The organism is Lentibacillus sp. L22 (genome assembly GCF_040812445.1).
In the GTDB taxonomy this organism is placed as follows: domain Bacteria; phylum Bacillota; class Bacilli; order Bacillales; family Amphibacillaceae; genus Lentibacillus_C; species Lentibacillus_C daqui.
In genome coordinates, this window is the sequence record NZ_JBFNXI010000003.1 from 15,843 (window position 1) to 42,770 (window position 26,928).

General features: G+C 39.9%; 29 protein-coding genes and 1 tRNA gene. 13 read left to right on the top strand and 17 right to left on the bottom strand.

Going from position 1 to position 26,928, the window contains the following annotated elements; genetic code table 11:
• Positions 1-137 precede the first annotated feature (137 nt).
• Complete coding sequence (locus tag ABRT01_RS01865; RefSeq protein ID WP_367746184.1) at positions 138-1,262, bottom strand: glycerate kinase; 1,125 nt, start codon at positions 1,260-1,262, stop codon at positions 138-140.
• A gap of 583 nt (positions 1,263-1,845) precedes the next feature.
• Between ABRT01_RS01865 and ABRT01_RS01870 the strand changes: the two genes are divergently transcribed.
• Both ABRT01_RS01870 and ABRT01_RS01875 read left to right on the top strand, forming a co-directional pair.
• A complete protein-coding gene (locus tag ABRT01_RS01870; protein WP_367746185.1) occupies positions 1,846-2,895 on the top strand; it encodes an enoyl-CoA hydratase/isomerase family protein in 1,050 nt (349 codons plus the stop codon).
• 217 nt (positions 2,896-3,112) lie between these two features.
• Complete coding sequence (locus tag ABRT01_RS01875) at positions 3,113-4,282, top strand: YkvI family membrane protein (protein ID WP_269409608.1); 1,170 nt, start codon at positions 3,113-3,115, stop codon at positions 4,280-4,282.
• A 79-nt stretch (positions 4,283-4,361) separates the two neighbouring features.
• On the opposite strand, the gene ABRT01_RS01880 is transcribed toward ABRT01_RS01875, so the two are convergent.
• Positions 4,362-4,637: a hypothetical protein gene (locus ABRT01_RS01880; RefSeq protein ID WP_269409609.1), complete on the bottom strand. Its 276-nt coding sequence runs from the start codon at positions 4,635-4,637 to the stop codon at positions 4,362-4,364.
• A gap of 300 nt (positions 4,638-4,937) precedes the next feature.
• Here ABRT01_RS01880 and ABRT01_RS01885 point away from each other — a divergent pair, with 300 nt between their 5' ends.
• Positions 4,938-5,465: a hypothetical protein gene (locus ABRT01_RS01885; RefSeq protein ID WP_367746186.1), complete on the top strand. Its 528-nt coding sequence runs from the start codon at positions 4,938-4,940 to the stop codon at positions 5,463-5,465.
• 61 nt (positions 5,466-5,526) lie between these two features.
• On the opposite strand, the gene ABRT01_RS01890 is transcribed toward ABRT01_RS01885, so the two are convergent.
• From ABRT01_RS01890 to ABRT01_RS01900, 3 genes are all read right to left on the bottom strand, one after another.
• A complete protein-coding gene (locus ABRT01_RS01890) occupies positions 5,527-5,868 on the bottom strand; it encodes a hypothetical protein (RefSeq protein WP_367746187.1) in 342 nt (113 codons plus the stop codon).
• Complete coding sequence (locus ABRT01_RS01895; RefSeq protein WP_269409612.1) at positions 5,828-6,025, bottom strand: hypothetical protein; 198 nt, start codon at positions 6,023-6,025, stop codon at positions 5,828-5,830. The genes ABRT01_RS01890 and ABRT01_RS01895 overlap by 41 nt, the downstream gene beginning before the upstream one ends.
• Before the next feature lie 225 nt (positions 6,026-6,250).
• Positions 6,251-6,323 (bottom strand) — tRNA-Val (locus ABRT01_RS01900).
• A 212-nt stretch (positions 6,324-6,535) separates the two neighbouring features.
• Between ABRT01_RS01900 and ABRT01_RS01905 the strand changes: the two genes are divergently transcribed.
• The 3 genes from ABRT01_RS01905 (at position 6,536) to ABRT01_RS01915 (ending at position 8,343) form a co-directional block, all read left to right on the top strand.
• Complete coding sequence (locus ABRT01_RS01905; RefSeq protein WP_367746188.1) at positions 6,536-7,261, top strand: alpha/beta hydrolase; 726 nt, start codon at positions 6,536-6,538, stop codon at positions 7,259-7,261.
• A gap of 141 nt (positions 7,262-7,402) precedes the next feature.
• Complete coding sequence (locus tag ABRT01_RS01910; protein ID WP_269412576.1) at positions 7,403-7,921, top strand: YjcG family protein; 519 nt, start codon at positions 7,403-7,405, stop codon at positions 7,919-7,921.
• Positions 7,918-8,343: a GNAT family N-acetyltransferase gene (locus ABRT01_RS01915; protein WP_269409630.1), complete on the top strand. Its 426-nt coding sequence runs from the start codon at positions 7,918-7,920 to the stop codon at positions 8,341-8,343. Before ABRT01_RS01910 ends, ABRT01_RS01915 begins: the two co-directional genes overlap by 4 nt.
• A gap of 105 nt (positions 8,344-8,448) precedes the next feature.
• Here ABRT01_RS01915 and ABRT01_RS01920 read toward each other — a convergent pair whose 3' ends face one another.
• The 3 genes from ABRT01_RS01920 to ABRT01_RS01930 all read right to left on the bottom strand — a co-directional run bounded on the left by ABRT01_RS01920 (position 8,449) and on the right by ABRT01_RS01930 (position 9,271).
• The gene (locus ABRT01_RS01920; protein WP_269409631.1) at positions 8,449-8,619 is read right to left on the bottom strand and encodes a hypothetical protein; all 171 of its coding nucleotides are present in this window, start codon (positions 8,617-8,619) and stop codon (positions 8,449-8,451) included.
• Positions 8,620-8,732: 113 nt separating this feature from the next.
• Entirely contained in the window at positions 8,733-8,942 is a 210-nt protein-coding gene (locus ABRT01_RS01925) for a hypothetical protein (protein ID WP_269409632.1), read from the bottom strand.
• A gap of 80 nt (positions 8,943-9,022) precedes the next feature.
• On the bottom strand, positions 9,023-9,271 hold the full coding sequence (locus ABRT01_RS01930) for a hypothetical protein (protein WP_269409633.1): 249 nt from the start codon (positions 9,269-9,271) through the stop codon (positions 9,023-9,025).
• A gap of 216 nt (positions 9,272-9,487) precedes the next feature.
• On the opposite strand from ABRT01_RS01930, the gene ABRT01_RS01935 reads away from it, so the two are divergent.
• Entirely contained in the window at positions 9,488-9,982 is a 495-nt protein-coding gene (locus tag ABRT01_RS01935; protein WP_269409634.1) for a CotY/CotZ family spore coat protein, read from the top strand.
• A gap of 121 nt (positions 9,983-10,103) precedes the next feature.
• On the opposite strand, the gene ABRT01_RS01940 is transcribed toward ABRT01_RS01935, so the two are convergent.
• Entirely contained in the window at positions 10,104-10,640 is a 537-nt protein-coding gene (locus ABRT01_RS01940) for a CotO family spore coat protein (protein WP_367746189.1), read from the bottom strand.
• Between the two features lie 379 nt (positions 10,641-11,019).
• Positions 11,020-12,378 carry a magnesium transporter gene (mgtE, locus tag ABRT01_RS01945; protein ID WP_269409636.1) on the bottom strand — a complete coding sequence of 453 codons (1,359 nt, stop codon included), beginning with the start codon at positions 12,376-12,378 and terminating at the stop codon, positions 11,020-11,022.
• A 377-nt stretch (positions 12,379-12,755) separates the two neighbouring features.
• Here mgtE and ABRT01_RS01950 point away from each other — a divergent pair, with 377 nt between their 5' ends.
• Both ABRT01_RS01950 and prpE read left to right on the top strand, forming a co-directional pair.
• Entirely contained in the window at positions 12,756-13,934 is a 1,179-nt protein-coding gene (locus tag ABRT01_RS01950; RefSeq protein ID WP_269409637.1) for an FtsW/RodA/SpoVE family cell cycle protein, read from the top strand.
• A 135-nt stretch (positions 13,935-14,069) separates the two neighbouring features.
• A complete protein-coding gene (gene prpE / locus ABRT01_RS01955; protein ID WP_269409638.1) occupies positions 14,070-14,810 on the top strand; it encodes a bis(5'-nucleosyl)-tetraphosphatase PrpE in 741 nt (246 codons plus the stop codon).
• Here prpE and ABRT01_RS01960 read toward each other — a convergent pair.
• The 3 genes from ABRT01_RS01960 to yjbM form a co-directional block, all read right to left on the bottom strand.
• Positions 14,794-15,675: an RluA family pseudouridine synthase gene (locus ABRT01_RS01960; RefSeq protein ID WP_269409639.1), complete on the bottom strand. Its 882-nt coding sequence runs from the start codon at positions 15,673-15,675 to the stop codon at positions 14,794-14,796. The two genes, prpE and ABRT01_RS01960, sit on opposite strands and share 17 nt — an antisense overlap.
• 88 nt (positions 15,676-15,763) lie before the next feature.
• Positions 15,764-16,573: an NAD kinase gene (locus ABRT01_RS01965; RefSeq protein WP_269409640.1), complete on the bottom strand. Its 810-nt coding sequence runs from the start codon at positions 16,571-16,573 to the stop codon at positions 15,764-15,766.
• 58 nt (positions 16,574-16,631) lie between these two features.
• Entirely contained in the window at positions 16,632-17,240 is a 609-nt protein-coding gene (gene yjbM, locus ABRT01_RS01970; RefSeq protein ID WP_269409641.1) for a GTP diphosphokinase, read from the bottom strand.
• Positions 17,241-17,445: 205 nt separating this feature from the next.
• On the opposite strand from yjbM, the gene ABRT01_RS01975 reads away from it, so the two are divergent.
• From ABRT01_RS01975 to ABRT01_RS01985, 3 genes are all read left to right on the top strand, one after another.
• Entirely contained in the window at positions 17,446-18,015 is a 570-nt protein-coding gene (locus tag ABRT01_RS01975; RefSeq protein WP_269409642.1) for a CYTH domain-containing protein, read from the top strand.
• Positions 18,016-18,117: 102 nt separating this feature from the next.
• Positions 18,118-18,498, top strand: coding sequence for a globin domain-containing protein (locus ABRT01_RS01980; RefSeq protein WP_269412577.1), 381 nt, complete (start codon positions 18,118-18,120; stop codon positions 18,496-18,498).
• Between the two features lie 135 nt (positions 18,499-18,633).
• Complete coding sequence (locus ABRT01_RS01985) at positions 18,634-19,542, top strand: ClpXP adapter SpxH family protein (protein WP_269409643.1); 909 nt, start codon at positions 18,634-18,636, stop codon at positions 19,540-19,542.
• 90 nt (positions 19,543-19,632) lie between these two features.
• On the opposite strand, the gene ABRT01_RS01990 is transcribed toward ABRT01_RS01985, so the two are convergent.
• Together ABRT01_RS01990 and ABRT01_RS01995 are read right to left on the bottom strand one after the other, a co-directional pair.
• Positions 19,633-21,096 (bottom strand): nicotinate phosphoribosyltransferase, encoded by a 1,464-nt coding sequence (locus ABRT01_RS01990; RefSeq protein ID WP_269409644.1) that lies wholly within the window; start codon positions 21,094-21,096, stop codon positions 19,633-19,635.
• Between the two features lie 628 nt (positions 21,097-21,724).
• Positions 21,725-23,149 carry a DHA2 family efflux MFS transporter permease subunit gene (locus ABRT01_RS01995; protein WP_269409645.1) on the bottom strand — a complete coding sequence of 475 codons (1,425 nt, stop codon included), beginning with the start codon at positions 23,147-23,149 and terminating at the stop codon, positions 21,725-21,727.
• A gap of 351 nt (positions 23,150-23,500) precedes the next feature.
• Here ABRT01_RS01995 and ABRT01_RS02000 point away from each other — a divergent pair, with 351 nt between their 5' ends.
• On the top strand, positions 23,501-23,719 hold the full coding sequence (locus ABRT01_RS02000; RefSeq protein WP_269409646.1) for a hypothetical protein: 219 nt from the start codon (positions 23,501-23,503) through the stop codon (positions 23,717-23,719).
• A 92-nt stretch (positions 23,720-23,811) separates the two neighbouring features.
• Here the strand turns inward: ABRT01_RS02000 and pepF are convergent, their stop codons facing one another.
• Entirely contained in the window at positions 23,812-25,617 is a 1,806-nt protein-coding gene (pepF, locus tag ABRT01_RS02005; RefSeq protein WP_367746193.1) for an oligoendopeptidase F, read from the bottom strand.
• Positions 25,618-25,710: 93 nt separating this feature from the next.
• On the bottom strand, positions 25,711-26,901 hold the full coding sequence (locus ABRT01_RS02010) for a competence protein CoiA (protein WP_269409648.1): 1,191 nt from the start codon (positions 26,899-26,901) through the stop codon (positions 25,711-25,713).
• Positions 26,902-26,928: the final 27 nt, after the last annotated feature.

Consider the following 26,928-nt stretch of genomic DNA (forward strand, 5'->3'; position numbering starts at 1 on the left):
AGTCTGCCACTCTTCCTCTTAATAATTTCAATGCCCAAAAGGCCAGAAACAGCTTTTTTGCGATTTTCTAGCAACTTTTAAATCTGTGCATTATCATTCCGTTTCGTTATCATTCAAACTCATCATCTACTAAATCACTACCTTACATTTCCCATAAAATGAACGACCTGTTTTGTTTGATCAAAGAGCAATTCACCAGCTTCGTTAAAACATTGCTCTAATGACAATGGCCTATTAATAATGGAAAAGCAGCCGGAAAATCTTTCTCGTAATAAGTCTAAATCCCCGTTGAGACTTCCGGAAATTAAAACAACTGGAACGTCGTATTTCCTTGCGATTGTGGCAACATAACCGGGTGCCTTTCCATAAAGGGTTTGTTCGTCACTCTGCCCTTCCCCGGTAATAACGAGGTCAGCAGTTTTAATGGCATCTTCAATACGTATTGTTTCCCCTATTAATTCTGCACCGGAAACCAAGCTGCCACCAATTGACATAAGCGCAAAGCCTAAGCCTCCCGCTGCTCCTGCTCCTGGTCTTTCTTGCACATTGATGCTGAGATTAGCTTCAACCTCATTTGCAAAACGACCTAAAGCTTTATCCAATTGTTTTATTTCATGCTTAGGCACACCTTTCTGTGGACCAAAAACATGAGTTGCCCCTAACTCGCCACATAATGGATTTTCTACATCGCTTGCGACTTTAAATTCTGCTTTGGTCAATCTTTTGTCCATATGATCAAATTTAATCGTTTTCACGCGATACAAATCTCGTCCATACCCGGTTATCTGTTCACCATTTGCATCCCAAGCGTCCATTCCCAGAGCAAGCAGCATTCCCAACCCGCCATCATTTGTAGAACTGCCACCTAACCCGATAATAAAGGAATCACACCCCATATGAAATGCATGAACAATGACTTCGCCGATGCCATATGTTGTTGTATTGTTTGGATGACGTTCATTGTCAGGTACTTGTGTTAAGCCTACAATATTTGCGCACTCAATAACCGCCGTATTTGTATTTATAATTCCATATGAAGTGGTTATTTTATCCCCCAAAGGCCCAGTACAATCTACCTCTATACGTTCGCCGTTGCTAGCATTGAGTAAAGAATCCAGTGTCCCCTCCCCACCATCTGCCATCGGTTTTTTTGTGACGAAATAACTATTGTTAACATCCATTATAGCCGATTTCATTATTTCGGACGCCTCAACTGATGTTAAACTCCCTTTAAATGAATCCGGCGCGACAACAATATTCATAGTAATCTCCTTTATTGTTCAAATTAGGTTTTGCTTGATTAATAATATTTTCCGCTTCTGTTTGATATTCTGATGGGAGCCTTTTTACAAAGATCCCTTTATACGTCATGCTCATTGTTAACCGTATACCCCACGTTTTTCCCTCTTTCCTTTATTATATTCGATTTTTGTTTGAATTCCATCATTATTATTACGGTTTTTTGTTTAAATGGCAAAAATGGAAAAGTTAAATATAGGTTGTAAATTGGTAGTAGAAATTGATTTTTCATCTAGGATAAAAGTGAATTTTTACATGATGTAACCTGGAGAAAAATAAAAAATGAAGAAAGTACTGTTATATCCACCAAAATATATCATTTATACTATCCTACAAGTTTCCAGACTAAACAAATAAGTGGCAAATAGACATAAACAATTGATATCATTCTAGTAACCGCTTCCGTAGATGAGCTGCTTCCTATTGCCTTAATGATTACAAAACAATTTGCAGCGCTTTTTTACCAAGGATGCAACAGAAGGTGTTCTGGCTTTCATCGACTGTGAACACCTTCATTCAAACAATCTAAAAAGGAGTGTTTCATCCATGACAGACCAAGCAATATTATTTACGACCAATGAAAATGGTGTTGCTACCATTACTCTTAATCGTCCCAAAACAATCAATGCTTTGACGTATGACATGCTAGTTCCAATGAAGCAAAAAATTCAGGAATGGGAGCAGGATCAGGCCATTCAGATGGTTATTCTTAAAGGCGCTGGTTCTAAAGGATTTTGTGCTGGCGGAGATATGAAAGCATTGTACAAGGCCAGACAGGACTCGGAGATATTGCAGGAAGCTGAACAATTTTTTGCAATTGAGTATCAAACAGATGAATTGGTAGCACAATTTTCCAAACCAATTGTTGCCTGTTTGGACGGTATCGTCATGGGCGGCGGTATCGGTCTTTCCTATGGTGCAAGCCATCGTATCATAACGGAACGCACCAAATGGGCGATGCCGGAAATGAATATCGGCTTTTTCCCAGATGTTGGAGCCGCCTACTATTTAAACAAAGCACCTGGTTACATTGGACGCTACCTTGCTCTGACAGCCACCGTACTTCATGCGGCTGACGTACTGTACATAAGTGGTGCGGACGCTTTTATCCCGAGTGATAGATTAACAGACTTACTGCATCAAATCGAAACAACAAACTGGCATACAACCAACACGGGAAAACAACTCCAAGAACTCCTGGATGCCTATACAGAACAACCAAAAACAGATGGAACATTGGCATCACTACAAGCAGATATTGACCGATATTTTCCCTTTAATAGTGTGGAAGAAATCATCGATGCCTTGACAAAAGATACAAGTGATTTTGCAGTTAAGACAAGAGAAACGATTCTTTCCAAATCACCTGTCTCTTTAAAAGTAACTTTGGCACAATTAATCAAAGGAGAAGGAGAAACACTCAAAGCATGCCTGGAAACGGATCGTATACTTGCCCATCATTTTATGCGGAATGAAGATTTTTTTGAAGGCGTCCGGTCCGTGCTAGTTGATAAAGACCACCAGCCACAATATCGATACAAGCAATTAGCAGATGTATCCGAAGAATTGGTGAGCTCTTTTTTCAAAGCTTATTAGGAACTTAATGAAAAATTATAAACGCTAAAACAGCAAGCAGCACCATACATGTAAACGGTATAAAGCAAAAGGTATAACAGCATTGGATACACCGTCAAAATCTGCTTTACCGAATCATACTTTGCGCAAAATTTCGTTAAATGTATTTACATTCTTGTCAAAATAGTATAAATTTTAAAGTAGGCAGGTGATTTAAACGAAATGAGGTGGGCAAAAATTGGCAAACAATGTGAAGGGCAGCTTTTTTGACGGTGCATTCGGCAGGTATATTGTACCCGGTATTGTCCTGCAGTCAACATTAATAGGAGGTGGGTATGCAACAGGAAGAGAAGTGGTTCAATACGGAGCACGATTTGGAGCATTAGGCTGGGTTGCCGGGGTTTTTATTATCATTGGATTTGCTTTGATGGCATTTCTCATGTTTGAGATTGCCAGAAGGTTCAGGACCTATGATTACCGCAGTATGATCAAGCGACTCTTGGGTCCTTTATGGTTCTTATTTGACATCATCTATTTCCTGCTGGCGATTTTAATGATTTCTATTGTTATCGCAGCAACCGGATCAATTTTACACACCACTCTTGGATTTAATTATTGGGTTGGGGTTGCGATTATTGCAATTTTGACAGGACTTTTAAACTTTTACGGAGATAAACTCATTGAACGTTTCAAAACGATTGGTACCGTTGCTTTATTTTCCGGCTATATCATTTTTGCGATCCTGGTTATTTCATCCACGAAAGGCGAAATCAAGGAAGTATTCGCTGCCGGTGATACCAGCTTTGGCGGTAACTTTACCGTTTGGTCCGTCATTTGGGCAGGCATCATTTATGTTGGGTACAACCTGGCTGTTTATCCAGCAGCATTATTTACACTAAGACGGCAAAAGTCGATGAAAGATACGATCATCGCTGGCATCGTAGCTGGTGTACTAATGACCGTTCCTTGGTTTTTAACCTATGTCGCTTTGATGGGCTATTATCCTAGCGAAACAGTTTTCAACGCAGAAGTACCATGGCTGCATATGCTTAATGGATATGGCTTATGGGTTGTTATCATTTTCGGAATCGTTGTTGGCTGGACATTAATTGAAACGGCAACAGGACTTATTCATGCGTTTATCGACCGGGTGAATTACAACCTTGAAGAAGTTGGCAAAAAACAGATGTCCAAAGGGATGGACGGAACAGTTGCCATTATTGCACTTATCCTTTCCGCCATACTTTCTGGTGTAGGTATCAGTGATCTCGTATCAATAGGTTACACGATTCTGGGATATTGTATGCTGGTTGTATTCGGCCTTCCATTATTAGTGATCGGATTCTATCGCATTATTAAAGGTCATAAAGCACCGGCAAATGAACAAGTGACAGATAAAATTAGTTAACCTCTTACCTTTAAATTACAAAAACATAAACAAAACAGTTGTTAGTGAGTCTTTAACAACTGTTTTGTTTATTTAATCGTTATAAAATATCATTGTTATTCTGCTGTGCTTCTTGTACCTGTTGACGTAGATCATGCAGCTGCTCGGACGCTTGTTGAAACTGCGGATTATCCGTTGCCTCTGTTCCAGCCTGAAGACGTGCGTTATGCAATTCCTCCTCCGCCTGTTGCAGCTGGTGTTCAGCTTGTTCAAGCAATTGCGCATCAGACCCCTGTGCATTACGAATCGAAGTTTTAGCCTCATTAATTTGCTGACTGGCTTTTTGCAGTTGCTGGTGTAAATGCTGCTGTCCCAATATTTATACCCCCGATAAAATTTACTTGTTGGCATATATTGTTCCCCTAGTTATTGAGATTATGTGTTTTAAATATGTAGTAGAGACTGAACGAAAAAAGCCCATTAAAAATATAATTATTTTTCAAGAAAAAGAATCCCATAAAAACTGGTTTGTAAAGTAGAAATCAATTATTCGTCGGAATTCCACTTGTAAAACCAAATTTTATACGCTTTATAGCAAATTTCGTCCAATTGTAACGCACTTCCACAAAAATCATTTATCCGGTATAATAGATTTAACAGGAAGGAGGTTAATGAAATGGAAGAATCGTCACTAAAAGAAATTCTAAATGCACTTCAATTACATTCCGGGCGTACTGATGAGAAGATCAAACAGGCGCTTCAATCGCATTCCGAGCGTACTGATGAGAAGATCAAACAGGCACTACAATCACATTCTGAGCGTACTGATGAGAAAATCAAACAGGCACTACAATCGCATTCTGAGCGCATTGATCAGAGAATAGAACAGAGTCTTCAATCACATTCTGACCATATCGACCAAAAACTGGAACAGCGATTTCAATCATATTCTGACCACATCGACCAGAAACTGGAACAGCGATTTCAATCATATTCTGACCACATCGACCAGAAACTGGAACAGACGAAATTGGATTTGCAGAATCAGATGAATGAGGGTTTCAAGCAGGTTGATAAACGTTTGGATAATCTCGATAAAAAATTTACCGGTCTACGCGTTGAACTAACCGAAACCCAGGAGACAGTCAACTTTCTATCAAGTAAATCTGCACAACATGAGCGAAAACTACAAAACATCTACTGAGTTCAATCCTAAATTTCCATTACTTATAACAACCACCTCCATGATCGCTACCCAAAAAATATCATCGATTGTAGAGGTGGCTTCTGTATGCATGATAGAGAGCCAATTTATTTAACTTCGCGCAGTGTACTTCTACGACTTGATAGGGAACCATCGACTCGACACTCAGAGATTCTTTGGCTACTGTCTTCATCGCTTCTGCAACCTCTGGATTAAATGTTTTCCCGTATACATCCAGTTGATAAACACCTAGTTCCTCCAAATTCCGTAACAACATTTGTGACCATTGGTTTAACAAATGATTCCAAACAGCATCATCTTCTTTTAATCCCGACAAAACGTGATCCATTTCGTCCAACAAACTAATCAATCGTATCCATGGTAAAATCCCGTTGACGTTCATAACGCTGATGCTCAGACATTAAATCATTTTGTTGGTTGTAATTTGACAATTCTTTCGCAAACTGATCCATCTTTTCCTCCATGTTTTTATTCGATTTAAATTGGACCCGGGTTAATTTCGTCAATTGATCTGTAACATTTTTTAAATACGTTTGCACCGTTGCAAATTCCTTTTGTACATATTCCCATTCCGAGGATGTCTCATCTTTCTTTTTTCCAGAATTTCCAGTTCATGTTATTCTCCTTATTAACGCTGATACTTATAGTGATTCGACAAATATATACTATTCCCTTCAAAAATCGCCCATTATTTTTATTGGTCAATTATATCTTTTTACGGATAAAAAATAAAGAACCCTTTATAGTTAAGGATTCTTTAGGTATGATTCCGATTGGGCTCGAACCAACGACCTCTACCCTGTCAAGGTAGCGCTCTCCCTGCTGAGCTACGGAATCGATTGATATAATTTCGATCAAAACGGCGATACATTAATGTTACTTTAACGGTAACCAATCCATATATCATCTGTTTACATGAAGTATTATAGCAATAAGTCTGCTACCTGACAAGCCCTTTTTTTATCGGTGATTCACTTTATCGGCAGCTCTTACCTGTCTCTTTGTCCCAATCCGTGATAAACTTAAGTGTGGAAGTGAGGTGTGAGCTGTTGCGAAGAAAAGGAACAATGAAAGATTATACAATTAAAAGTCGGTATTTGGATGAGGATATGACATTAAAAATTTATTATCCTGAAGCTTTTTCTCCTTTATACAAATACCATATTTGTATCATGCAGGATGGGGACGATTATTTTCAATTGGGAAGGGTAGCAACATTAAGCGATAATCTTCATGAAACGGGAGAAATTACAAATACCATATTTGTCGGCATTCATTACCGGGATAAATTTGACCGCAGAGAGAAATATCATCCCAACGGTAAGCAAAACAATGCATATACCAAATTTTTGATCAATGAAGTGGTACCATTTTTGGATGATTTGCTGCCCGCTTATCATATGGGTCAGTCACGAACATTAATGGGGGATTCACTAGCCGGAACACTGGCATTAATGACAGCTATTCATTACCCCAACACATTTAGTAACGTGATTATGCAGTCACCTTATGTCAATAATACCGTAATACAGGCTGTGACAAATGCCGGTGATATTGCTTCACTTGATATTTATCATACAATTGGCACAGAAGAAACGGCTGTACATACGACAGACGGTTCCGTAGAGGACTTCCTGACACCAAACAGAGACTTGCACAAACTTCTGGTCACAAAAGGAATGAGCTATTTTTACCATGAACTGGACGGCCCACATACTTGGAAACCATGGCAAAAAGATTTGCAACAGGCATTAACCACTATATTGGAACCATGAATTCCTTGTGTTAATTATCATGAAATTTTCGACAAATGCTTTTCAACTGTTGTTACTTTTTGTTATAATGAAGAGTAATCATATGATAGAATAAATGTGCTATCATAATAGGGAGTAAAATAAGAACAAGGAGGTTGTATGATGAAGTACGGTATTGTTACCTTTCCATCCAAGCCTGTCCAAGATGAAGTCAATTCTTATAGAAAACGGTATGATCCGCATTATGCGTTAATTCCGCCACATATTACGTTAAAGGAAGCGTTTGATGCAACAAATGATGAGCTGGAAACGCTCGTAACCGAATTAAAACATATTGCAAACGAAACAAAACCGTTCAAAATCAACGTGAACAAAGTAAGTACATTTGCTCCCGTAACCAACACCATTTATTTGAAAGTGGAGCCGATTCAGGAATTGATCGATTTACATGAAAAGCTGCAAAGCGACAAATTCCCCGAGAGCGAGGAATATACATTTGTTCCACATATCACGATTGCCCAGAAATTAAAATATGAAGAGTACTCCGATATTTTTGGCAGCTTAAAAATGAAAGATTTCAAAATTGAGGATACCATTGATCGTTTTCAATTACTTTATCAGTTAGATAATGGCTCGTGGACTGTTTATGAATCTTTTGTGTTTGGGAAGGAATACGTGTGATTATCAAACGTGCCCGAACTGAGCAAGAAATCAAACAAGCCTTCCAGGTACGTACCACAGTATTTGTTGACGAACAGCACGTACCGCCGGAAGAAGAAATTGATCATTTCGATAAAGAAGCAATCCACTTTATTGGGATTCAGGATAATCATGCCATCGCTGCCAGCAGACTACGTTTTACGGAAGATTATGGTAAGTTGGAGCGTATCTGTGTCATGAAAGATGCACGCGGAAAATCATATGGTTCTGAACTGATCAGGAAAATGGAAACAGAAATAATGGAAAACGGGTATCAAAAAGCAAAATTAAATGCACAAACTCATGCGGAAAAATTTTATAAACGACTGGGCTACGAAACGATTTCGGGGGAATTCCTTGATGCAGGTATCCCACACGTTACCATGATTAAGAATTTGGAATAAAAAACAGTCCGTCATCATATGGCGGGCTGTTTTTTGGATAATGATAACATTTGGGTTCGTGTTCACACGATGCTGACATACCCTTTCCCACAAACAGCCCCTTTCTTAGATACTTGCATTAATTCGCTGTGGTTTTTTCTGAAGGGTTTGGTAACCATATGCCTTCAAGCTGATTTTATACGGTCCTTCAATATAAAATTGACCTCGCTTATCACCAACCATCCGATTTTTATAATCCTGGTATTGATATTCAGAAACGGGTAACACATAACCCATTCAAATCACCTTCCAATAGTTTATCCATGTTTCGTTACGAGCGATTTTCATTTATCTTTTCAAACTATTCAATTAACAATACCCGTTTTCCTTGAAAGTTATGCATTGAATCTTCACTCATCCTCCATCTTTTTTTCCAGTTCCTTAATAAGTGATTCAAGGTGGCCGATTCCTTCTAAAAAGTCATTGTTCCATTTATCCAGTTGTTCATCCCATTCACCCATGCGACGTTCCGGATATTGGAACCACTTCTCATTCTTTTCCAAATGTTTTTCAATATCACGCAGATGCCGCAACCAAGGTATTCTCGGCTTTTCCCACATGCAACCTATCCTCCTTAAGGTGTTGTCCAGATTTTAATGAAAGAAAAGACAGCTTCATCAGCCGTCTCTCCTTGTTCTCGTTAAATCCAGGAAAACGGTCCCCTATTCTCCCGCTCATCATTCTCATCTTCTGCTTTCTCTTCGCCTTCATCATTCTGTTCAGATTCACGCTCTTCATTAGCCGGTTCTTCATTTTCACCACGTTCTGGAATTGGACGGCCAAGGAACGGGTCATACCTGGGATGGCGGCGCTGCTGCGGTTCCACTTGTACATTGTCCGCCTTAATAACCAAATCTTTCACATGGATAACTTTTTTATTATCAGACATTTATCATTCACTCCTTTATAACATTTACTCCCTTATTAATATGGTCGCTATTAGTCTATGTAGACACATCACCTTGGTTATAGACATTCGCCCTTTTCTGTTAAAATTCACTTTCCCTTTTATACATCAGTTGTCCGCCCACACCACCATGGGGTTATGTCATATTCTATTAAGGACACTAGGTCAAATCACACTTTCAGAAAGGAGTAATAATTCATGGGTTGTTGCGGAAAAGAGTATGAAACTGGCAATTGTGTATGTGATATTCTAAAGGAAATTGCAGACGTTCAAAGTGACATCGTTGAGAATTGCTGTGACACAAGTTGCGAAAGATCCATCAATGATTTACTAGGTGAACAAGAATCAGCTGATTTAGATACAGTACCAGTTTTATTGTACTGTCAAGATGGCTGCAAACCTTTCAAAGGGTTCGGAGCTTTTAGAGGTGATGGAAACGGAGGCTGCGACTTTGGTGAAGTAGTTGGAAGTTTCTATTTCCGTGTGAAAAAAGTTGACGATAATTGCTGTGCTACACTGGAGCTATTAAGGGATCCTTATGATAAAGATAGCAATCCGGCAGATCCAGTCTGTCAGGATACGTGTCATTTGCGTGCTACAGGAATCTGCATTACCGTTGATGTTAACTGTTTCTGCCACATAACATGTTTACCGGCGATTTCAGCATTCAATACAGTAACTGGTCCCGCATAATAAGTATTAAATCATTATCAACCAAGGAGAAGAGGAAATACCCCTTCTCCTATTTTACATGTCTCGGTCTTCGCTTCCTGACCCATCCGGCTCCTACGACCAGCGGCTTTCGTTTTTGACCTTACATACCCAGCATGCGTATGTCTATTATTTCCTCCATAGGTATACTAAAATTCCGTCTTCCTGTTCTTAGGATAATTGTTTCTTCCTCTTGATCGATGATAATTCCACGGTAGGCGCGTTCTTCAGTTTTTACTTCACATTTCAAATTTGGAATATGCGACGGTAAATTCAATAAATAATCAACCTTTTCCTCGACTGTCATATCCTTAAATTTAGTCCTTTCCCGGTTTTTCTGTGAATTTTGTTCACCCTCTGTTGTGTCTTCCTGTTCTTCCTGATGTTGTTCCTGCCATGTTTCTGTTAGCGAATCTTCATCATCCTCGTCTATTACTGCGGGCTGAGGATTTTGAAACTGTTGAAAGCTATTCCCTCGTGTGGGCATGACACTGGATGTATTCGTTTCATGTTGTTCGGGGGCTGATTTGGCTGTTTTTTTTGGGGTTGCATAATGATCTTGCATTTTCACTTCAGGCTTTTTCATTTTGGGTTGTTGGATATAAAATAATGGATCTTTGGCATACCGCTTGCGCACCATTCGACCATCTCTCCTTTTATACTTGTTATCAACTCATTATATGAAGCCTTTTTAAAAATGTGTTATTTGCCTATATACTATAATAGCTCATACAAAAGCAGAAGCTCTTTCTAAAGCTCCTGCTTATCCTGCATTGTTACAGATACGTTGCTGAACGGTCGCCTCCGCTTTTCTGTCCAGCTCCGGCGACCAGCGGCTAGTGTGCTTCCTTCACCTTCGTCCGATAAGTCAACATCAACTCAAAGGGTAAAGGAAGGCCGACTAATTACGGCCTTTGCGGCCAACGTCGGCATACCTCTTTTGCAGGGGCATGTTTCCTTTATCTCCTACGGTTCAGTCCAGCACATACGCCGCTGAACGGTCGCCTCCGCTTTTCTATCTAAATTAAAAAACTCATAAAGGCTGTTGCCAATCCGAAATAAATCAATGTAGAAATAAGGTCGTTAAGCGTGGTAATAAATGGTCCGGATGCAACAGCCGGATCAACTTTCAAACGATCCATCAGCATTGGCACCAAGGCACCAGCTATCGTAGCCACTGTCAAGGTAATCAAGAGGGAGATACCAACAAGCAAACCTAAGAAGAATTGACCCTTCCATAAATAGATCACAATCGTAATAATAATCCCACATGTTGATCCTGTAATGAGTCCGGTCCCCAATTCACGAAAAATAAGTTTAAGTTTGCCTGTTGCACCGTACTCCCCCGTTGCAATCCCGCGTACCGCTACAGCGAGTGCTTGTGTACCTGTATTTCCCGACATCCCGGCTATTACCGGGATAAAAGCAGCCAGAATCGCAACTTTTTCCAGTGTATCCTCGAACATACCGATCAAACTTGCCGTTAGCATGCCTAAAAATAATAAAATGATTAACCATGGGAGGCGTTTTTTGGCAGATTTGAAGGCATTTTCACTGGGACGGTCAACATCTTGAACCCCGGCAAGTTTGGAATAGTCGTCACTTGCTTCTTCATCCATAACATCCAAAATATCGTCAACTGTAATGATACCAAGCAAATGTTGCTGAAAATCTACAACAGGTACGGCGAGAAAGTCATAATCCCGTATCATTTGCGCAACCTCTTCCTGATCCAGACCAACCGATACGGACACCACTTTTTCACTCATGATATCACCTATTTGTGTATTCTCATCAGCAACAATCAGATCCCGTAACGAAAGCACACCAACCAACTGTTTATCTTCATCGATTACATATAGATAATAAATGGTTTCCGCATCTGGTGCCTCTTCCTTTAGATCAAGCATGGCCTGCCCGGTGGTTTCTGTCTTGTATAGAGCGATAAATTCTGTGGTCATAATACTTCCAGCTGTTTTTTCCTCGTAATGTAACAACTGTTTGATTTCATCAGCCGATTCCGTATCCATGATGGTCAGGAAGCTGGCTACTTTATCTTTTTCCATTTCGTTTAAAATGTCAACCGCATCGTCAGTCGCCATTTCTGCAAAGACCATTGCCGCAAACCGGGGATCCATCTCACTAAAAAAGCTTTCCGTATCCTCAAGTTCAATATTTTCCATGATTTCAGATGTTTCTTCAGGAGATAAATACGAATATATCCGCATTCTTAATTCCCTTGGCTGTTCCATGAAAAATTGCGCCTGATCGTATGGATGCATATCAAGAAATTCTTCACGAAACTGTTCGATTTCTTCATCTTCCAAAACCGCTATCAATTGGTTCCATTGGCTAGTTTTTTCGTTATGATCTTCCATAGGTATCACTTCCTCTGGGAACTATACTATCCCATTATTTCCCCGGCTTCAACCGGCATAAACATTTTACTCACGCTATCCCCTTCGATATTAATAAGGAAAGAATAAAGTGAAACTTCAATCAGTGGGGGATTACTGCCAGTTAATGCGTGATAAAAATATTTATGGTTATTTATAAAGAGTCTGTACATGGTGTAGTATAAATGACACTTATTTAGTTGTCAACAATTAAATTTCCCGCACGCAACTTTATTGATACAATTATCATGGTGTTATTATTTCATTTTTCAAAATACAATAAGAAAGCTTAAAAAAATTACGGTTTTCGTGTAAACTGTCATAAGGGACTATAATTGTAGAGAAAGTAAGGAGTTTAAATGAACAGTCTATCAAACCGACCGAATATTGATTATACATTAATTTTTATTATTATCCTTTTGGGATGTGTGAGTTTATTTACCATATATACCATTGTGCCTTCCTTGCCGGCAAGTTATGATGGATCCCACTTTGTCTTCAAGCAATTTGCCTGGTATATTGCAGGTGGCATCTTAGTAGCGTTTATCATGTTGCTCGACTATGATCGTTTTAAGCAAATTACCTGGATTTTATACGGTATCGGTCTTGTTTCATTGCTTATGCTAACGTTACGTTTTCCAGCTCCAATCATCCATGAAGCCAATAACGCGGTCAGCTGGTTTAAGTTCCCTGGGATTGGTACAGTACAGCCCTCTGAGTTTATGAAAATATTTCTCGTGTTGGCAGTTTCACTGGTAGTTGCACAACATAACGAGAAATATAGGACCAAAAAAAACATCAAAAGTGACTTGTGGCTGCTGTTAAAAATTTTAATTGTCGCCCTTCCACCAATGCTGTTAATTGCTACTGAACCTGACTTGGGAGGTTTTTTAGTTTTATCGTTTATTACGGCAAGTATTGTACTTGTGTCCGGAATCAGCTGGAGAATTATTTTTTCTATTTTGGGGGCTGCCGTTGGAATTGTTGCAGCCGGAGTAGCTGCATGGTACTTTTTCCCGGGACCGGTTGCCGACTTTCTTGAGGATTCCGTATTCGGTCACGTATCAAGTCGTATTTACGGTTGGCTTGACCCTGAACAATATCCGGATTCGGGGTACCAACTTATTCTTGCTATGTTAGCGATTGGGTCCGGGCAACTATTTGGAAAAGGAATAAGTAATTTGGAAGTGTATGTACCGGAGCGGCATACAGACATGATTTTCACTGCAATTTCCGAGCAATTCGGGTTTATTGGAGCAAGCCTTGTTGTCGCCTTGTTCTTTGTCTTTATCTATCGTTTAATTCATATTGCCCTGATGAGCAATGATAGCTATGGCAGTTATTTGGTGACGGGGCTGGTGGGAATGTTTTCCTATCAGGTATTCCAAAATATCGGCATGTCTATCCAATTACTCCCGGTGACAGGGTTGCCATTACCGTTTCTAAGCTATGGCGGCAGCTCGACCTTGGCCTATATGATGGCAGTTGGTATTGTGCTTAATGTACACTCCAGAACCAGACAGTATATGTTCCAATAAGAGCACGCTTCACTTAACATTCCTATGTAGGGGAAAAGGTTGCATCTACCATAACGGATGATGCAACCTTTTTTTAGGCTTGTTTATACTAATGGTGTTAAAGCGGCTAATGAAAAAATCAGGAGTGATCCATACATGAAAATTGATGTGATTGGCGATGTGCATGGCTGCCTAGAGGAGTTGCAGCAATTATTTTTTCAATTGGGATACGAAAAGGAACAAAATCATTATTACCATCCTGATGGACGTTTGCCTGTTTTTGTTGGCGACATTACCGATCGCGGTCCCAATTCCGTTGGAGTGATAAGGCTCGTATGCGAAATGGTATTACAACAAAAAAATGCCAAATATGTTCCGGGCAACCATTGCAATAAGCTATACAGATATTTTTTAGGTAATAACGTCATGCAAAAGCATGGGCTTGAGACAACTGTTGCCGAGTTACAGGCGTTGGATAGCGCGGCAAGAGCAGATATCCGCAAGCAATTCATGACCCTTTATGAAACCGCCCCACTCTATTTGGAAATCCCGGAAGTAAATGCAATCGTTGCTCACGCCGGAATCAAAGAATCCTATATCGGCCGGTATGATAAGAAAGTTAAATCGTTTGTCCTGTATGGCGATGTAACGGGGAAACTGGATGAAAAAGGACGTCCGATCAGACGAGACTGGGCCAAGTACTACCACGGCTCCCGTTGGATTGTTTATGGACATACACCGGTCATGGAGCCGCGGATGGTGAATAAAACAATCAACATTGATACAGGGTGTGTATTCGGAAATGCCTTAACCGCATTTCGACTCCCCGAGGAAAAAACTGTTATCGTACCATCCAATCAGCCATTTATTGCAGATAAATTCACATCGTTTCCTTAATGAGTTGGTTCATATCTTCCGGGATGTTTGTGTGAAACTCCATTACCTCTTTGGTAAATGGATGCACAAATGCGATATGGCAGCAATGGAGAGCCTGCCGGGATATCAAACGATTTGTTCCGCCATATAACTGATCACCTGCAAGCGGATGACCAATATGGGAAAAGTGGACGCGGATTTGGTGGGTTCTCCCTGTCTCAAGACGGACATCAACGAAGGAAAATGCTTCACTTTGCTGTATGACCTGATAATGCGTAACGGCAGGTTTTCCTGTTTCAGTCACGGTTCGTTCGATGATTGATCCTTCTTTTCTGCCAATTGGTGCGTTAATGGTTCCGTCGATTGGTAAGCCCCCTTCCACAATTGCCCTGTAACCCCGTTTCACTTTACCGGCTTTTTGTGATTTAGCTAATAAAGAATGACTGTAACGATGCTTGGCAATCAACAATATTCCAGATGTATCCCGGTCCAGTCTTGTAACGACATGCACGGTAAATGGAAGGCTATGCTTTTGGTAGTGCGCTAACACCCCATTTGCTATTGTTCCCGACGTATCATTCATCGAAGGGATCGTTACAATCCCCGCTGGTTTATTAATCAATAAAACAGCGTCGTCTTCATAGATAATATCAAGCTGCATTGGTTCCGGATGCAAACTGGCACCGACTTCCTCCGGTGGAAAGGTTAATTGAACCTCTTCTCCCGCTGTCAAACGGAAACGAACAGATTGCACCTTTTTATTGACCATTATTTTTCCACCATCATGGATGACAGCCTTTAATATCCGTCTTGACAATCCTTGTACCTGCTGTAAATATTCACGGAGAAGCATACCATCATGTTGTTGTGCAATTTTCCACTTCAAACAAATTCACCTTCTAAAAAGATGTTCAAAACCATTTTTTATTCATTGTTCCTAATATAATAAGACATAAGGTTTTGAACATACATTTCTATTTCTTCATGTCCCCGTCTTTAACAAACGATTCCCGTACCCGATGCCAAAACGGAAATGGACGGAATCTGGCAAACCTCACCTTCTCCTTGGCAACACGGCATTGAATTGATTTTACATCCTTATATGTCTCTGTTATATGGTCAATCGTAATCAGAAAACTTCGATCAACAATAGGTTTGAGCAAGCATGTATGGTGCTTGGGCAAAATTAATGGTGATCCTATTGTCCGGTAAACACGATTGTTAATCGAAGCCATTTCCGTCAATTGAATTGCCTCAATAGACGGATGAATAATACCGCCGCCCAATGCCTTATTATAGGCAGTACTTCCGGAAGGCGTAGAAATGCATAGACCGTCCCCGCGAAATGTTTCAAATTGCTCTCCTTTAATTTCCACATCACATACCACAGAACCTTCTGCCGTTTTTATCGTGGCTTCATTTAGTGCCAAAAATCGTTGTTCCTGTCCACCACTTTTCGAACGCAGAATCACCTCAAGCAACGGGTATTCAACAACTTGAAACGGCGTCTTGGCAATTTCAATAATCAATTTCTCCACTTCACTCGGAACCCAATCCGCATAAAAGCCCAAATGGCCGGTATGGATCCCGATAAATGCCGTTTGATCAGTTCTATGTAAATATCGATGAAACGCCTCTAGAAGTGTCCCATCACCACCGACAGAAATAACCAATTCCGGTTCTTCCTCATCATACACTAAATCAAAATCAGTCAAATAATGCTTCATTCTTGCCATAATGTTGTTTGACCGTTCGTCGCCTTTTGAAACAATAACAAATTTCACGCGAACCTTCCCCCCCTCTTACTATGATATAATCAGTCCAACTGCAGGCACCGGCGTTTTACTTCCGATGAAAAATCGCCTGTGCTTCCTGGACCTCATTTTTTATTTTCGACATTTCTTCATCAAGTTTAAATGCAGCCTCGGCAGCTCGCTTTAGTCTCGTTTTAATCTCGGATGGAATCCTGCCTGCATATTTGTAGTTTAAGGAATGTTCATTGGTTGCCCAAAAATTCATGGCAAGTGTTCGAATCTGTATTTCTGCCAGCACAATTTTCTCTCCATGAATGGTTTCGACCGGATAATGAATAACCATGTGAAAGGAACGATAACCGCTCTCCTTCTTGTCGGAAATATAGTCTTTTTCTTCAATAACAGTAAAATCATTCCGTGATCTGATCATATCAACAATTGTATAAATATCATCAACAAATTGGCAAACAACGCGCACACCAGCAATGTCCTGCATCTCATTCGGAATATTCTCCAGTCTGATCTGCTTTCGCTTGGCTTTTTCCAGTATGCTCGGAATCGGCTTTACCCTGCCTGTAATAAACTCAATTGGCGAATGCCGTTTTTCATATTCAAATTGTGCTCGCATTCCTCTTAATTTTACCTTTAATTCATCAACTACCTGGGAATAAGGTGCAAGAATAATTTCCCAATTCACCGTACGCACCACCTGTCCATATAATCCTATTTTATCACGTATTGACGTTCTATTCATGAAACCTCTACTAAATGAAGTTTCACCTTATTTTAACATATTGTTCTTCAATCATGTGTCACTTGCAGCAACGGATAACTTTTGCATATTTGTCCAACATTAGCGATAATCAAAGGTAAGCTAATGGAATATAAGAGTGGAGGTTATTATGGTACAGGAAATTGAGATTGAATATAAAAATATATTAACGGAAAAGGAATTCTATCAATTGTTGAACCAATACCCATTTCCCAAAGAGGCAACAGTCCAGACGAATTATTACTTGGAAACCCCTGATTTTAAGTTAAAGGAAAACGGCTGTGCATTGCGGATCCGCAAAAAACAGAATAGTTTCGTTCTAACATTGAAAGAACCACATCTAAACGGACTGCTGGAAACACATGATACGCTTACCAAGCAAGAAGCGTGTGCTATATTGGATGGAAGTGTGATAAAAAAAGCAAATATCATCGAACGTTTAAACGCAATGCATATCCCTGTCTCTTCTTTAGTATACTATGGTAAATTAACGACCGAGAGACGAGAAACAAAACTCAATGGGACATTACTCGTGCTTGATCATAGTATGTATAATGGTATAACCGATTATGAGTTGGAAGTTGAATCACCTTCTGAGCAAATCGGCATTCGGGTGTTTAAACAGATATTAAAAGAGCAGGCAATTGCGAAACGGGATACACCAAACAAGATTAAACGTTTTTTCACTTCCATTCCGTAATGATCCTGGGCAATGAAGGCGTTATCAAACAGATTGATTGCCGGTTTGAGCATTACATTGCTACAATAGAGCTACTACATAATAGAAGAAAGTGAGCAAAAAATGAAACAGCCAGGAACCATTTACGAAGCGATTGGCGGATTTGATGCGATAGAACGATTGGTAGCAGCCTTTTACAAACGAGTTGGAAAAAATCCAAAACTAATCCCGATTTTTCCGGATGACTTAACGGAAACAGCTAGAAAGCAACGGTTGTTTCTAACCCAATTTTTCGGTGGGCCAAGACTTTATTCCGAAGAGCGTGGTAATCCAATGATGCGACGGCGACATTTGCCATTTGAAATTACCCCTTCCCGAAAAGACGCGTGGCTGGAATGTATGAGCAAAGCCTTGGAAGAAGCTGCGATTGCTGAACCATATCGAACTGCTATTTTCGAGAAATTAACCATGACAGCACACCATATGATGAACACCCCTGAGTGAACCAGGTGAAGGGTACAGGCAGGTCATGTTCAGCACGAAGCCAGGAACGTCACGGTTTTAGCCCCGTCTTGGTATAGTGCAATTAGAATTGATCATTTAATATACTTTCTTAACTGGATAGAAAGGAGAATCGATGTGAGTTGGGAATATGCTGGGCTCAAAGGCTCAAACAAGACTAACACATCGGCTGGAAACAGATTACTTAATCGTGGAGAAAAGCCTATTGAAATCTTTGTTTTTATTGACCCATTATGTCCTGAATGCTGGTCACTGGAGCCATACTTAAAAAAACTAACCATCGAATATGGTGACTACCTGATAATCAGACCCATTGTCACCGGGCATCTGAACAATTTAAATAAAGATAAATTCGATAGACCAAAACGTTTAAAGGAAATATGGCAAAAAACAGCGTGTCGAACCGGAATGAGCTGTGACGGGGATGTATGGATTGATAACCCGATATCCTCACCATGGATCGCTTCATTGGCAATCAAAGCTGCTGAACTGCAGGGAAAGCGGGCCGGACGGATATTTTTACGCAAGCTTCAAGAGAACTTATTTTTAATGAAACAAAATATTTCGGATGAGGACGTGTTAATGGCCTGTGCCAGAGAGGCAAACCTTGATATTGAAGAATTCAAAAATGATTTATATTCATCCTCTGCCAAGAAAGCATTTCAAGGTGATATGAAATTAACACAGGAAATGGAAGTAGATTATATCCCGACGATTGTCTTTTTCAACCAGGACGTAGAAGAACATGGAATCAAAATTTCCGGACTTTATCCATATGATATTTATTTACGCGTGCTACAGCAAATGTTGCAGTGGGATCCTGTCCCGGCGGAAAAGCCCGCTCTGGAAGACTTTCTTGCTAAATATGAAGTGGTTGGAAATAAAGAAGTAGCGGTTGTTTACGATTGGACCATTGCCAAAGCTGACAAGGAACTAAAAAAACTGCAGCTAAAACAAATAGTAAAAAGAATTCCCGCAAAGTATGGTACATTTTGGCGATATATTGGTGAAAAACCCTCTATTTAGGAGGGTTTTTCTTTTTTCGATATGGGTTTCATTTGATCATGGAATCAGCAATAATTCCGTCAATAAATCCGAATCCCCATCCAGATCCTTTCATTTGCCGCCATTCATCGCCTTTACTTTGTTCCTTACTTCACGAATGTTATCCATCTTGTTATCCCAGGTTTTTTGGCTTAAATCGACCGCATAGTCTTCTGGATTGTGGGTTCGTTTATGTTCATCCCAAAACAGTTTTAATTGTTCTTTGGCATAGGTCTGCACCTCTGATAAAGATGGAATCTCATAGACTAATTCCCCCTCTTTAAAAATGTCATGGTGCAAATTAACGGCCTCAAAATCGGTTACAGTTTTACTAACATATGTGTGAATCGGATGGAACATATGGAGACTTTCCTCTTCATTGGGATGCTCGTCTTCTAATGTAATATAATCTCCTTCCGCATGATGATCAATGGTATTAATGATGCGATAAAGTTTTTTCTTTCCCGGTGTCGTTACCTTTTCCGGATTACCCGATATTTTAATGGTATCTTCCATTTCTCCTTGATCATTTTCAATCGCAACCAGTTTGTATACAGCACCCAAGGCAGGCTGATCATATGCAGTAATCAGCTTGGTTCCTACTCCCCAAACGTCAATTTTGGCCCCTTGTGCCTGCAAGCTTAAAATGGTTGATTCATCTAAATTGTTTGAGGCATAAATTTTGGCATCCGTAAATCCAGCTTCGTCCAGCATTTCCCTGGCCCCTTTTGATAAATAAGCCATGTCACCACTATCCAAACGGACGCCTAAGAAATTAATCCGGTCACCAAATTCCTTCGCTACTTTAATAGCATTCGGCACCCCTGAACGCAATGTATCATAAGTGTCGACAAGGAACACACAGTCACGATGACGCTCGGCATATTTGGTAAATGCCTGATATTCATCTTTATATGCCTGAACCATCGAATGGGCATGCGTGCCAGAAACGGGAATGTCAAATATCTTCCCTGCTCTGACATTACTCGTTGCATCAAATCCGCCAATAAACGCTGCTCGTGTTCCCCAAATGGCTGCATCCATTTCTTGCGCTCTTCTCGTACCAAACTCCATCAACGGCTGATCTGCCACGATTTGTTTAATTCTCGAAGCTTTCGTCGCAATTAATGTTTGATAGTTCACAATGTTAAGCAAAGCGGTTTCAATTAACTGTGCTTCTGCCAAATTTGCTTCCACACGCAAAATCGGTTCATCTCCAAAGACAATTTCCCCTTCCCGGAGTGATTTAATAGTTCCGTTGAAGCGGAGATTCTTTAAGTAATCGACAAAATCTTCCCTATACCCTAACGCCTGTAAATAAAATAAATCTGATTCATGGAACCGGAATCCTTTTATATAATCAATAATTCTTTCCAATCCTGCAAAAATACCATAACCATTCTCAAATGGCAGCTTTCGAAAATATAAATCAAATACCGCCTTTCGATTATGTATATTGTCACCCCAATACGTTTCCGCCATATTTATCTGGTATAGATCAGTATGAAGTGCTAACCCGTCATCCTCGAAAGTCATCCGTATTACCTCCTGAAATAAAGTTGCGTGTGATCATACTAAAAATGAATTGCTCGCTCCCAATTAATGTCCATAGCAAATTTTTCACAAATACAATATTACCAATAATCATACCCTCCACAATAACAAAAAACAAGCTATTTTGTCGATTTCTTTGATCTAAATTCGGTATAATTCCCCTATTTATAGGATTGGTTGACACATCGTATTTTCCAACCATTTCAAATTCAAATAAAGGGTTTTTGCCGGTTGTAAAAGGGATAAAAACGTGTTAAATTATACATTGCTGAAGTGATACGTAAGCATATTTTTGGTTTAGGGGGTATGTTTGAAATGAAAGGTAAGGGAAATGTGGCAAAAAGGGAAACCAGAGATATTTTATGGTTTGTACCCCTGATTCTCTTTATTGGAAGTATCATTGCCATGAACATTCATTTTTAGTTGAACAACAAGCATCGCACATTAAAAAACGGCGACTCGATAAAAAATGAAAAATAACATAAAGGGTCAGCATATCCTCCAACGATTGAGATATTGCTGACCCTTTATTTATTGGTAAAAATACCTGGCAAAGATACCTGGATATCTACTGACAGATTCTCCTGGCATCGTGAAGTTATCTGAGTCCTTATCTGGCGCTTGACTGTATTTGATCTCCAGAGGGTTGTGATTTTTTAATGAAAAAGGCCATAATGAGCGCAATGACTGCAAATATTCCAGCTACAATAAAGGAGACATTGACACCATGCACCAGTCCATTCACACCTTCTTCAGGAATAGCTGCATCGGCCATCACAGTAACCAGCAATGCTGTTCCAATCGCTCCTGCTACTTGACGCATCGTATTGTTCATTGCTGTTCCATGCGGGATTAAATCAACCGGCAACTGGTTCAATCCGGCAGTGGTAACGGGCATCATAACCATGGATATGCCAAACATCCGGATACCGTTTACCGTTGCAATGTAGACAAAGGTCGTTTCGCTGGATAAATTAGTAAACATAAATGTTGTAATCGTTACAATGGTCAGTCCGGTAATTGAAAGCCATTTTGCACCAAACTTATCAAATAATCTTCCCGTGATCGGGTTCATAAGCCCCATCAAAATGGCACCCGGAAGCAATGCCATACCGGATTCAATAGCGCTAAAACCCAACATTGTTTGCATGAGCAACGGCAACACAACCGCAGCCCCAATCATGGCCATAAATGTAACCATGCCTAACGCGGTCGTTAAAGTGAATACGGGATTTTTAAACACGCGAAATTCCAGTATCGGATCTTCCAATTTCAATTGTCTAAGAATAAAGAAGACAAGTGCAATAGCACCAACAATCATGGAAATCAATACATGCATGCTCGTCCATCCGGCATCTCCGGCAGTACTAAAGCCGTATAATAGACCACCAAATCCTAACGTGGACAAGATAATAGATAGTATGTCGACCTTAATATCCTTCTGTTCCGTGACGTTCTTCAGCACAAAATAAGCAAGGATAATATCAAAAATAACAATTGGAATAACGATATAAAAGAGACTTCTCCATGGAAATTGCTCGACCATCCAACCGGATAACGTCGGCCCAATCGCCGGGGCAAAAGCAATCACCAAGCCAAACATCCCCATGGCCGTTCCGCGTTTTTCAAGCGGAAAGATGAGAAACAAAATGGTTTGCATCAGTGGCATGATAATTCCTGCACCAGCGGCTTGTAAAACACGACCGGTCATAAGTAATGAAAAATTGGGTGCAATGGAACAAACTAATGTACCGATACCAAATATCCCCAGCGCAAACATGAATAATTTTCTAGTTGTGAACCGCTCAATTAAAAACGCTGTTATCGGGATCATAATGCCGTTCACCAGCATAAAAATGGATTGTAGCCATTGGACAACTGTTTCTTGTAGCTGCAAATCTTCCATAATTTTCGGCAATGCGGTTGCAAGTAATGTCTGATTTAAAATCGCGACAAACGCCCCGGAAATCAATACGAGCATAATCGGTGTTTTCTTTATATTTTTGGGGGATGCTGCAGTTTGATTATTAACCATATTTCTCCTTCTTTCTCCTCTTTAATTATTTAATTTTTATCATTTCCATAACAAATTATTTTATCATGGCTTCATATCTTGGTTTCACTATAACTTTTCCTCAATACTATTTTACATTTTTTTCATCCTCTAAAAAAGAAAAAGGAAGGATACGCGGGGCAGCGCATATCCTTCTCTATTCTTTCCTTTATATTACAAAGGGGGGATGGGAGAAAGTTCATGTTCAAACAAAGGGGTTTTGTTTGTTACTGATCTTACATTTACATAATAGCAACTTGTAAACTTTATTTCAATAACTTTGTGCATCGTTTCACAAAAATGTCACAGAATGATTCATAATGGAGGTTCTGTATGACATATACTCTACCAAGAATATTTTTCGAGGTGATTACAATGCGGGAGATTATGCCATTTTTATTTTTAGTCCTGACGATTTTCGCCTTTTTCTTGAATGTACTAGGGTTCATGAAATTAATTCCGCTTTATATCTCGCTACCAATATTATTTGTTTCACTTTATTTAACGATCTATTCCTTCACGCATAAGCACGCATTCCGCGGCATGCGTTAATTAATAGGTTCATTTATTGCAATTGGAACTTTATTCACACAAAACTGCACCATCCTTTATGGGTGGTGCAGTTTTGTGAAGTTTATCTCGTCTTATTTAGCAAGCATTTTTTCCATTTCCGTTAATTTCTCTTCAAAAACGGCTAATCCATCCATGATTGGCTGTTTGGAGGTCATATCAACTCCTGCATGTTTCAATATTTCAATTGGGTAGTCACTGCTTCCGGCCTTCAGGAATTTATTGATATAACGTTCAACTGCTCCTTTTTCACCGGACAAAATTTGGTTGGCAAGTGCTGTAGCTGCCGAGTACCCTGTCGCATACTGGTACACATAATAGTCCATATAGAAATGCGGAATACGAGCCCATTCCATGCCAATTTCCTGATCAGATACGACATCTTCGCCAAAGTATTTTTTGTTTAAATCATAATAAATCTCGGTCAGCTTATCCGCGGTTAACGCTTCCCCATTTTGCATGCGGACATGGATGTCGTGCTCGAATTCAGCAAACATCGTCTGGCGGAAAACCGTCCCACGAAAACCTTCCAGAAAATGATTTAACAAATATAGCTTTTGTTGTTTGTCCTCCAAATTATTAAGCATATAATCATTTAACAATGCTTCATTACAGGTTGATGCCACTTCCGCCAAAAAAATAGGATAGTTTCCATAACGAAATGGCTGTGATTTTCTCGTATAATAACTGTGAACCGAGTGTCCCAATTCATGTGCCAGGGTAAACACATCATTTAACGTGTCCTGCCAATTTAACAAAATATATGGATGGGTACCATATGCGCCGGATGAATAGGCTCCACTACGCTTTCCCTTATTTTCTTCCACATCAATCCAACGACTTTGAAAACCTTCTTTCAAGATGCTTGCATACTCTTTTCCCAATGGTGCCAAGCCGTCTAATACATACTGCTGGGCTTTTTCATAAGGGATCTCCATGTCAACATCCTGAACCAGTGGTGTATACATATCATACATGTGTAACTCGTCAAGCCCAAGCACCTTTTTCCTTAGGGCCGCATACCGGTGCAAGAGTGGCAGCTTTTCATTAACCGCTTCGACCAGATTCTCATACACTTGCTCAGGGATGTTGGCACTATCCAATGCTTCCTGTCTTGCTGAGTCATAATGCCGAACTTTGGCATTGAAATTATTGGTTTTGACAGTCCCTGTTAGTGTTGAGGCAAATGTATGGATAAAATCGCCATATGTCTTGTACATTTTTTTAAAGGCCTCTTCCCGTACACGGCGATCTTTTGATTCCAAAAATCCGATGTATCGCCCGTGCGTCAGATCAACCTCTTCGCCTTTTTCATTCGTAATGGATGGGAAAGTCAAATCTGCATTATTCAGCATGCTAAATGTTTGTGAAGCATTATCCATTGGCTCGGCCGCTTCTGCCAGTAATGCTTCTTCTTTCTGACTCAATACATGTGGACGCTGGCGCATGATTTCATCCAAAGTGTGTTGATACAACTGCAATTCTTCCAACTCATCAACAAATTTCTTGATTGTTGCTTCATCAATGGATAGAATTTCCGGAACAATGAAGCTCATAGAACTGGATGCCAAAGTCAGGACATTTTCCGCTTTTTGGTTAATGGCTTGGTAGAATGAATTCGTTGTATCCTCATCATAACGCATATGAGCATATGTAAATAATTTGCCTAACCTCAGCGACAAATCATCCTGTGTTTTCAGTACATCATACAACGTCTGAGCTGATTCCGCTAATTTACCTTGAAAATCCTCTATTTTCGGGATATCCTGTTTTAACTGCTGTAATTCTTGTTCCCACGCATCATCTGTTGCAAAAATATCTTCCAGCTTCCATTTTCGCTCATCCGGAATTTCATTTCGTTTTGGTAATGCTTTTGCCACGTAGATTTCCTCCTTCTTTTGTAAAACATCACTATACCAATTCTACATGATCCATCTAGATTCCTTTATTTAGTATAACGAATAATCCATGAATCATGCTCGTATTTCGATTTGATTCCCTGCTTCTATCATTTTTAACAATGCTTCATCCCCTTTTAACGCCTCTTCTACATTTTTATAGAATTTAAAATGGCGTTGTTTGGTAAAATGGTAAGTTGATTCCTGTTTGAGAATATGAAGCTGTGTGAGTAGCAGAAGATATTGGTGAATAGGCTGATCGTGGGAGTGAATTAACGGAAGATCGCGTATCGGTATCATATGTTTTCTTAATAAATACATGCAATATGCGACAGAAACGTGTCCACCAATTGGCAAAGGGTGCAATATTTCAAGACAAATACGACTTTGCCAATTCCACAATGGACTTCGCATACGATATTGAGCAGGTATGGGAAGATGTATAATCGATGGCAAGTACTCCAAATGCGTTCGTTTTAAATAAAGCCATTGATACCATGACCGTTCATCCCTGGACAACCGATCCCGTGGCCGTAAACGAAAATGCCGCTTTTCCCGCTGCCATAATGCAAAAAGTTGTTGCCTTGATAAACGTTTCCTTGAAAACAATGTGGTAAATATCATATCCCGTAGTTTGTTAAATTGAAGTATTCCTATTGCCTGTTGTGCTCCAGTGATATATATATCCTGAAAAATGATAAATGTTTGCGTATCCGGGGAGAAGAAATAACCGGTTAATGGGGAATGAGATGAAAATTGATGCAGGAACTGACGTAAAAAATGATCCAGTTTAATATGATGTTGTGATTGTCGCCGAAAATGATTTGCGCCAATAATCCAGATCGGCTGAATGCCAAGTTTTTGATATCCCTGATTTCGTTTAAGAACCTCCGTTACAGAAATTCGGGCACATTGATATTCTATTGCAATTTTTTTCTGATGAATAGTAACCAATAAATCAGGTCGCTGTTTGATTTCAGGTAAATATACCTCAAGTTCGACATCAAGTCGCTGCCATTTTAACCATTCATATAATATAAGTTTGCCTTTCTCGTGGTAGGTTCCTTCCCCACCTTCCTTTGCCGGGCACTTTCCCTTGGTATGATGGGCAAAATGTGGAATGGTCTTTGTTCCCGCCTTTATGATTACCCGTTCACGGCAAATCGGGCAGAAAAATTTTTCCTTTACTTTAAGTCCGGTGATTTCCGTCTTCGTCAAAGGAGCGAGCGTTACCCGTTTTCCATCTTTTGTTATCGCTTGTAACATGATTCTTAACCACCTCCATCTATATCT

What these genes read in the sequence shown, in the direction of transcription:
- ABRT01_RS01910 (WP_269412576.1), top strand. Translation starts at nt 7,403, where the DNA reads ATGAAGTACGGTATTGTTACCTTTCCATCCAAGCCTGTCCAAGATGAA.
- ABRT01_RS01925 (WP_269409632.1), bottom strand. Translation starts at nt 8,942, where the DNA reads ATGTGGGAAAAGCCGAGAATACCTTGGTTGCGGCATCTGCGTGATATT.
- mgtE (WP_269409636.1), bottom strand. Translation starts at nt 12,378, where the DNA reads ATGGAAGATCATAACGAAAAAACTAGCCAATGGAACCAATTGATAGCG.
- ABRT01_RS01890 (WP_367746187.1), bottom strand. Translation starts at nt 5,868, where the DNA reads ATGAACGTCAACGGGATTTTACCATGGATACGATTGATTAGTTTGTTG.
- ABRT01_RS01935 (WP_269409634.1), top strand. Translation starts at nt 9,488, where the DNA reads ATGGGTTGTTGCGGAAAAGAGTATGAAACTGGCAATTGTGTATGTGAT.
- ABRT01_RS01865 (WP_367746184.1), bottom strand. Translation starts at nt 1,262, where the DNA reads ATGAATATTGTTGTCGCGCCGGATTCATTTAAAGGGAGTTTAACATCA.
- ABRT01_RS01950 (WP_269409637.1), top strand. Translation starts at nt 12,756, where the DNA reads ATGAACAGTCTATCAAACCGACCGAATATTGATTATACATTAATTTTT.
- ABRT01_RS01975 (WP_269409642.1), top strand. Translation starts at nt 17,446, where the DNA reads ATGGTACAGGAAATTGAGATTGAATATAAAAATATATTAACGGAAAAG.
- ABRT01_RS01885 (WP_367746186.1), top strand. Translation starts at nt 4,938, where the DNA reads ATGGAAGAATCGTCACTAAAAGAAATTCTAAATGCACTTCAATTACAT.
- ABRT01_RS01980 (WP_269412577.1), top strand. Translation starts at nt 18,118, where the DNA reads ATGAAACAGCCAGGAACCATTTACGAAGCGATTGGCGGATTTGATGCG.
- ABRT01_RS01990 (WP_269409644.1), bottom strand. Translation starts at nt 21,096, where the DNA reads ATGACTTTCGAGGATGACGGGTTAGCACTTCATACTGATCTATACCAG.
- ABRT01_RS01930 (WP_269409633.1), bottom strand. Translation starts at nt 9,271, where the DNA reads ATGTCTGATAATAAAAAAGTTATCCATGTGAAAGATTTGGTTATTAAG.
- ABRT01_RS01870 (WP_367746185.1), top strand. Translation starts at nt 1,846, where the DNA reads ATGACAGACCAAGCAATATTATTTACGACCAATGAAAATGGTGTTGCT.
- prpE (WP_269409638.1), top strand. Translation starts at nt 14,070, where the DNA reads ATGAAAATTGATGTGATTGGCGATGTGCATGGCTGCCTAGAGGAGTTG.
- ABRT01_RS02000 (WP_269409646.1), top strand. Translation starts at nt 23,501, where the DNA reads ATGACATATACTCTACCAAGAATATTTTTCGAGGTGATTACAATGCGG.
- ABRT01_RS01920 (WP_269409631.1), bottom strand. Translation starts at nt 8,619, where the DNA reads ATGGGTTATGTGTTACCCGTTTCTGAATATCAATACCAGGATTATAAA.
- ABRT01_RS01995 (WP_269409645.1), bottom strand. Translation starts at nt 23,149, where the DNA reads ATGGTTAATAATCAAACTGCAGCATCCCCCAAAAATATAAAGAAAACA.
- ABRT01_RS01940 (WP_367746189.1), bottom strand. Translation starts at nt 10,640, where the DNA reads ATGGTGCGCAAGCGGTATGCCAAAGATCCATTATTTTATATCCAACAA.
- ABRT01_RS02010 (WP_269409648.1), bottom strand. Translation starts at nt 26,901, where the DNA reads ATGTTACAAGCGATAACAAAAGATGGAAAACGGGTAACGCTCGCTCCT.